Genomic DNA, 8032 nt, shown 5'->3' with positions numbered 1-8032 from the left:
AAATCGGTAGTATTAACAGATCCAGAAGCAATAGAAGGTGAAGTCATTGAAGGTAACCTGTATGTTGATGTGACAACAGCGAAAGCATTAGAGCTGAAAGGTGTAACTGTAAAAGGTAAATTGGTTGTTATCGGTGACAACAAGACAGCCGGTAAGTTAACAATCACTGATTCAAAGATAGAAGCAATCAGTACACAGACAAGAAATACAGAAGTAGTATTAAACGGTAAAACAGAGGTTAATAAAATCGTATTGGAAGAAACAGCAGCGGTAACACCGGACAAGAGCTTTAAAGGTGAAGTAGAGAAGATTGAAGTACAGTCAACAACCAAAGGTGAAATCGTGATTGAAGTACCAGCACAGGAAGTAAGTACACGGACATATGCAAGTGTTGATATTCAGGCACCGGTAGAAAGTCTTAAAGTAAAGACTGATACACAAATCAAGGTAAATGCCGATGTTAAGAATGTTGTGGTAACCGAAAGTGCAAAAGATACAGCCATTGAAGTATCAAAAGGCAGTACGGTAGGCACATTGACAGCTGACGCACCAGTAAGTATTGACGGTAAAGGTACAATTAACAAGGTAGAAGCGAATGTTGACGGTGTAGAAGCTGGCAAGGATACGGTGATTAAAGATGTAGAAACAGGTAAAGATGTTGAGAAAGCACCAGAGGTAAATAAACCTTCAACTGGTGGCTCAACTGGTGGTTCTTCAAGCGGCGGCAGTGAGACAAGACCGACTGTAAATAAATTGACTGTTGAAAAAATCACTGGATTATCAGCACCTGAAGCAGCTGTAAAGAATCAGAATGCGATCACTGTTAAATTTGAAGATAATGTATATAAAGTACGTTCAAACAATACGCTTGAATCCTATGCTTCATCAAATACAGAACAAGGTGAAGGTAAATGGATTGGTTTTGTTTTAGATACCGGGGAATCATCGATTATTGGACTCAGCGTAGATACTGGCAATGGTTGGTATGCATTTACAGAAGCTGATGTTGCGGAAGCAGCAACAGTAGGCGCTGGTGAAGGTAAATTTGTTTTCTGGATGAAAGCTGAAGAACCAAATCGTTCAATCAAAGTAAAAAAGGGAACCAACGGAATCGAAAAAACAGTTACAATCAAGTATAACAGTTTAGTTGATTTAGCAACACAAGCAAAGGATAGATTGAAAAATATACAGGAATCTGATTTAAATATGGATTGGGATACTGTAATTACAGCTGCCTATTATCAGAGTGAATTAAGCGCTGCTGCAGTTACAGATAATTCTTTGACTGAAACATTAAATACGTTGAACAATTACTATAAGAGTATAACAGAACTAGATTTATCGGGTGAAAATACTAGTCAGTATGACATCAGCACTGGTGCTTTAACCATGTTTACCGGTTTGAAGGAACTGAATTTATCTGGAACAGGAATTTCAGAATTAGGCGGATTAGTAGGATTGACAAATCTTGAAAAGCTTGATATTTCAAATAATAGATTAACAACAGAAAAAAATGATGATCGTTTAGGCGCATTAGCCAATCTAACATCATTAAATGAGTTAAACTTATCAAATAACAAGGGTATTACAGCATTAAGTGCAATAGCAGGTTTATCCAATTTAACAACATTGGATATTTCTTCAACATCAATCACTGACTTTAACGTATTTTGGAATGAATCTGCTGCGAGATTTGCAAATTTAACCTATTTGAAAGCTACAAATATTCAAGGTTTAGAGTCAATCGCTGGACTTGTTCAGATAGTGAATCAGGAAGGTTTCAATGCGAATGGGGTTATTTGGAATCTAAATGGCAGTGTTCTTAAGGCAGACAAAGACGGACATATTAAAATGATTACCGATAAATTTACAAGCGGAAGTTTTACAGCCCCAATGGTTATTAATGATGAAGGTGTGAAATATTTAGGAGATATCTCTATTGAGCCTAATGATGATGGAAATTATGAGATTTCTTTTAACAGAATAGAAGAGGCAGAATCGTATAAAGTTGTGTTGATAGATGAAAACAATGCGCAAATCGCTGAATGTGATTTTTCTAATAATGTCACGATTGAATTGGAGGATTTGATTGACCAACCCAGACCATCTGAAAATATCAGAATTTTAAAAGTATTAGCTTTAGATGCTAATGATCAATTGTTGGCTGAAAGTTACAAGAGCATTTCTATGAAAATAAAACTTTCTAATAGTAATTTAACAGCAGCCTTGGATGAAGACGGACAATTAAATTTAAAATCCGAGACATTCAGCACATTAGAACAGGGTGATACAGTTATAATAAATTATCATTGTACATGTGATGGCAGTGATCATGTGTCAAAAGGAGCTAATTTATCAAGAATAATCTATGATAAAGAGGAAGATGTGATACAAGGTGCACTCACATACCCTAATTGGGCTAATGGCGAGAATCATACAGGTTGGAATGTAAAAGTAATGATCCTAAAGAAAACAATTTTTGAAAACGATACCTATACAATAAATATCATCCAATTCAATGATTGGCGAGATCAGGCGGTTACAATGCCAGAAATGGTAGAATAATACACCTGATCAATAAGCAGATAAATCAAAATCATATAACACTTAATGAACACGTGGTGTCAGACAGAGCGATACAATCTGAATAAACCACGTTTTCTTATATCATTAAACCAATAAGCACTTAATCATTATAACTTCGTAAATTAATGATTACCTGTTGAATTTTATCGATGAATTTGTTATTATGTTAGAAAGAAAAGGTCCTTTAAGATAATCCAGAGAGGTTATGAAGGGTAAGAGCAAGATACTCCTAATGAGGTCCTTTTGCATACGCAATGGGCCTTTTCTTTATAGTAAGGAGGAAATACGATGAATAAAAACAGTCTGCTGACGATGAGTAGTTTATCTGAAGAAGAAATTATCGCCATTTTGGCGGATGCTTTGAAGTTCTCAAAAGAATATCGAGATTGGCAATTTTCTAAACCTAAGTTAGTTGCTAATCTTTTTTTTGAACCAAGTACCCGTACCCACTATTCATTTGCCAGTGCTGAACTGCAGTTAGGCTGCAAAACAATCGACTTCAACGCGTCAACATCGTCAGTTGCCAAGGGTGAGAGCTTATATGATACAGTTAAAACCTTTGAAGCAATCGGATATGATGCTGTGGTGATTCGGCACACACAGGATGAATATTTTAAGGAATTGGAAGGCATTAATATCCCTATTCTTAATGCCGGTGATGGCTGCGGGAATCATCCAACTCAGTGTTTGCTTGATTTGTATACGATGTTAGAAGAATTTGGCACCTTTAAAGGTCTAAAAGTAGCAATTATCGGTGATATCAATCATTCGCGGGTAGCTGCCAGCAATTATGACGCCTTAACAAGACTGGGCGCTGAGGTGCGCTTTGGCGGCTATGAGGCTTGGCTGCCTGAAGATAAACCAACGATAACGATTGACGAGGCAGTGGAATGGGCCGATGTCGTAATGCTGCTGCGGATTCAGCATGAGCGCCACGCTGAACATATGCAGTTAAGCAAAGAAGAATATCTGGCTAAATACGGTCTGACAAAAGAGCGTTACGGCCGCATGAAAAAAAACGCGATCTTGATGCATCCGGCGCCTGTTAATCGCGGCGTTGAAATTGACAGCGACTTGGTAGAAGCTGAAAAGTCAAGGATTTTTAAACAGATGGAGAATGGTGTGTTAGTTAGAAAAGCGGTATTAAAACGAGCTTTTGAAGCTGCGTTTGAAGGAGAGAAAGCATGAAACGTTACTTAGTGTTGGAAGATGGCTGTGTCTTTGAGGGAACAGCAATTGGCAGTGATGAATTTAAAACAGGTGAACTTATTTTCACTAACGCGATGTCCGGCTATCAGGAAATGCTGACTGACAGTGCTTATTGCGGTCAAATTATCGTTTGTACATTTCCGATGATAGGTAATGTCGGGATCAACCGTGATGATTTTGAAAGTATGATTCCGATGCTTTATGGACTGGTAGTGAGTGAATGCTGTGATGAAGGCAGTAATTTCCGCTGTGATCAGAGCCTGAATGAGTTTATGAAACAGAAAAAGATTCCCGGCATTGCCGGCGTGGATACACGCGCGATTGTCAGAAAGATTCGTGATGAGGGGGTTATGAAAGCCGCTTTCTGCGATGATGAAAAGCAGCTTGAAGCGATGAAGGCAGAACTGAAACAAAGTACGCCGGAGAAACGCTTGAGCGCACGGGTAACAACTCCGCGTCCTTTCCCAATCCCTAACCGCGGTCATAAGCTGGTATTGGTTGACTTTGGCTGCAAATACGGGGTGATCCGCGAACTCTCTGAACGTGACTGTGATGTGTTAGTAGTGCCATGTACATCAAGCATCGATGAGATTATGGCATTCCGCCCAGAAGGCATTGTACTATCAAGCGGTCCCGGTGATCCGGCTGACTGCACAGAAGCGATTGAAATGATTAGGGCATGTGAAAATACGGCTATGCTGGGTATCGGTTTAGGTGCTGAGGTAATGGCATTGGCCGCAGGCATTAAGGTCAGCAAGATGAAGAGCGGTCATCATGGCAGCAGTATTCCAGTCCGCAATCATCGTAATAACCGCATTGAATTTACATCACAAAATCATGGCTATGAAATTGATAAAGCGATGCCGGCTGACTGTGAATTGCTTTATTCTGCATTGAATGACGGCAGTGTTGAAGGCTTTAAGCGAAATCATCAGATTGGTGTATGCTTCAATCCTGAGGGAGCGCCGGGCAACAGCGAATGCAGCTATTTATTTGATGAATTCTTAGACTTATTGAAAGAAAGAGGGATTAAAAATGCCTAAGCGTACAGATATAAAGAAGATTCTGGTTATTGGTTCCGGGCCGATCGTTATCGGTCAGGCGGCTGAGTTTGATTATGCCGGTACTCAGGCATGTACATCACTTCGTGAGGAAGGGTATGAGGTAGTATTAATCAACAGCAACCCGGCTACGATTATGACGGATACCGTTATTGCCGATCAAGTATACATTGAACCATTGACGCTTGAATTTGCAAGCCGTATCATCAGCAAAGAGCGTCCGGATGCAATTCTTGGCAGTTTAGGTGGTCAGACAGGTTTGAATCTTGTTGTGGAATTAAGTGAAGCAGGTGTGCTTGACCAATATAATGTAGAAATCCTAGGCACTGAATTAGATGCAATCGAAAAGGCCGAGGATCGGGAAAAGTTCCGTAACCTGATGCTTGAAATCGGTGAACCGATTCCTGACAGCACCATTGTACATACTGTTGAGGAAGCGGTTGATTATGCGAATCAGATTGGTTATCCGGTGGTTGTTCGGCCAGCCTTTACCTTAGGCGGCACCGGCGGCGGTTTCGCGGATGATGAGACTGAGCTTAGAGATATCGCGACGAATGGTTTAAAATTATCACCGGTTCATCAATGTCTGATTGAAAAGAGTATTGCCGGATATAAAGAAATTGAATATGAAGTAATGCGTGACAGCAATGATAATGCAATTGTTGTCTGCAACATGGAAAATGTTGATCCAGTGGGCATTCATACCGGTGATTCAATCGTTGTGGCACCGACCCAGACATTAACTGACCGTGAAGTAGGAATGCTGCGCAACGCATCATTAAAAATAATCCGAGCTTTAAAAATCTGCGGCGGCTGTAACGTTCAGCTGGCGTTAGATCCGGAAAGCTTTAACTACTATGTTATTGAAGTAAATCCACGCGTATCCCGTTCAAGCGCGCTGGCCAGCAAAGCGACTGGTTATCCGATTGCCAAAATTGCTGCCAAAATTGCCGTAGGCTTGACATTAGATGAAATTATTAATCCGGTTACTAAGAGCAGCTACGCATGTACGGAGCCGGCTATTGACTATATCGTCTGCAAATTCCCGCGCTTTCCTTTTGATAAATTCCCGCATGCTGACCGTCATTTAGGTACCCAGATGAAGGCAACAGGTGAGGTTATGTCAATTGGCCGCAACTTCGAGGAAGCTTTATTAAAAGCAGTGCGCTCACTTGAAATGAAAACGGATCACTTAGAGTACAAGGAATTAAAGAATTGTACGATGGATGAGCTGATTGAAAAGATAAAGATTAATGATGATGAACGGATGATGGCGATTGCTGAAGCGATGCGCAAGGGAGCAGATATTGAATCCTTGTTTGCATTAACTAAGATCGATCGTTTCTTCCTGCATAAGATTGCTCATATCTTAAGTATTGAGACAGCGTTAAAAGAAAATGTCATGGATCAAGAGGTTTTAAGAATTGCGAAGCGAAACGGTTTTGCTGACAGTACGATTGCCCGGCTTTGGAACTGCGAGGAGCTGAAGGTAGCCGAGTTCAGAAAACAGTATGGTTTGATTCCGGTATTTAAAATGGTTGATACATGCGCCGGAGAATTTGTTTCCGCAACGCCTTATTACTACGCGACTTATGAGCAGGAGAATGAATCGTTCCGCTCGGATCGTGAAAAGGTTGTCGTATTAGGTTCCGGGCCGATCCGCATCGGTCAGGGTGTTGAATTTGATTATGCGACGGTGCATTGTGTGCAGACGTTACGAGAGATGGGCTATGAGGCAATTGTTATCAATAATAATCCAGAGACGGTATCTACGGATTTCTCAATTTCTGACAAGCTTTATTTTGAACCATTAACGGTTGAGGATGTAATGAATGTTCTTGACTTAGAACTGCCGCTGGGGGTTATCGTACAGTTTGGCGGTCAGACAGCAATTAACCTGGCTGATAAACTGGTAGAACGCGGTATCCGTATTCTTGGTACATCCTTAGAGGATATTGACCGGGCTGAGGATCGTCATGAATTTGAAGCGATGCTTCAGCAGTTGAAAGTTCGTCAGCCGCGCGGTGAAACAGCCACAGAAGTAGAGGCTGCTGTTGAGATTGCTCAGCGCATTGGTTATCCGGTGCTTGTACGGCCTTCTTATGTGTTAGGCGGCAGGGCGATGGAAATCGTGCATGTGGAGAGTGATCTGCGTGAATACATGGCAACGGCGGTAAAAGAAATCAGTCATGACGCGCCGATTTTGGTTGATAAGTATATTATCGGTAAGGAATGTGAAATCGATGCCATCTGCGATGGTGAAACGGTTGTGATTCCAGGCATCATGGAGCATATTGAGCGGGCCGGCATTCACTCCGGTGACTCGATTGCCGTTTATCCGGCGCCAACGCTGAGTCAGAAGGTTAAAGATCAGATCGTTGATTATACGATTCGCATCGGTCATGGCTTTAACTTTATCGGCTTATTTAATATCCAGTTCATCGTCGATCAGGATGAAACAGTCTATGTGCTGGAAGTAAATCCACGTTCAAGCCGTTCTGTGCCTTTCTTAAGCAAAATTACTAATATTCCGATGGCGCATCTGGCTACACAGGCAGTTATGGGCTGTAAATTGAAAGACTTAGGCTTTACGGAAGGCATCTGCAAAGAAAGCAAACGGACTTATGTCAAAGCACCGGTATTCTCTTTTGCGAAGCTGCGTTCTGTTGATACAACCTTAGGTCCGGAAATGAAATCAACCGGTGAAGCACTGGGCAGTGACGCCACATTAGAAAAGGCACTTTATAAAGCGCTGATTGCCTCTGGCATCAAGGTATCACTGAATGGCAATGTGCTGATGACGGTAGCCGATGAAGATAAAGAAGAGGGACTGGCGCTGGCTAGACGCTTTAATGAATTTGGCTTTGGTATCTTTGCGACTGAAGGTACCGGAAATTATCTGCGCGAGCATGGTCTTTATGTGCATACAGTAGCGAAAATCAGCGATGAGGATGAGAATAACGTACTGAATGTAATCCGTCAGGGGAAGGTCAGCTATGTAGTTAATACGATGAGCATCAAGCGCTCAGTAGCGCAGGATGGCTTCCTGATCCGCCGTGTATCTGCGGAAAATAATATTCCATGCTTTACATCACTGGATACAGCGAATGCGATTGCAAGTATTATAGAAGCACGCAGCTTCGCGACAATATCCATGAATGATCTGGAGGGATAAA

The 8032-nt window shown here is 41.5% G+C and carries 4 protein-coding genes; all 4 read left to right on the top strand.

The features are described from left to right. Positions 1-2565: leucine-rich repeat domain-containing protein (locus DWZ33_RS17610; protein WP_147352905.1), on the top strand; the 2565-nt coding region annotated here is incomplete at its 5' end. A 309-nt stretch (positions 2566-2874) separates the two neighbouring features. Then, positions 2875-3774 (top strand): aspartate carbamoyltransferase catalytic subunit, encoded by a 900-nt coding sequence (locus DWZ33_RS17605; RefSeq protein ID WP_118456290.1) that lies wholly within the window; start codon positions 2875-2877, stop codon positions 3772-3774. After that, positions 3771-4838 carry a carbamoyl phosphate synthase small subunit gene (locus DWZ33_RS17600; protein ID WP_118456288.1) on the top strand — a complete coding sequence of 356 codons (1068 nt, stop codon included), beginning with the start codon at positions 3771-3773 and terminating at the stop codon, positions 4836-4838. The genes DWZ33_RS17605 and DWZ33_RS17600 overlap by 4 nt, the downstream gene beginning before the upstream one ends. Next, entirely contained in the window at positions 4831-8031 is a 3201-nt protein-coding gene (gene carB, locus DWZ33_RS17595; RefSeq protein WP_118456286.1) for a carbamoyl-phosphate synthase large subunit, read from the top strand. Before DWZ33_RS17600 ends, carB begins: the two co-directional genes overlap by 8 nt. The last annotated feature ends 1 nt before the right edge of the window (position 8032 follow it).

Origin of the sequence: Dielma fastidiosa, from assembly GCF_003475485.1 — a bacterium.
In the GTDB taxonomy this organism is placed as follows: domain Bacteria; phylum Bacillota_I; class Bacilli_A; order Erysipelotrichales; family Erysipelotrichaceae; genus Dielma; species Dielma fastidiosa.
This window is presented reverse-complemented; position numbering and strand designations above follow the sequence as displayed.

Bases quoted from the DNA above. Each gene is read 5' to 3' on its own strand.
- DWZ33_RS17605 (WP_118456290.1), top strand. From the start codon at position 2,875: ATGAATAAAAACAGTCTGCTGACGATGAGTAGTTTATCTGAAGAAGAA.
- DWZ33_RS17600 (WP_118456288.1), top strand. From the start codon at position 3,771: ATGAAACGTTACTTAGTGTTGGAAGATGGCTGTGTCTTTGAGGGAACA.
- carB (WP_118456286.1), top strand. From the start codon at position 4,831: ATGCCTAAGCGTACAGATATAAAGAAGATTCTGGTTATTGGTTCCGGG.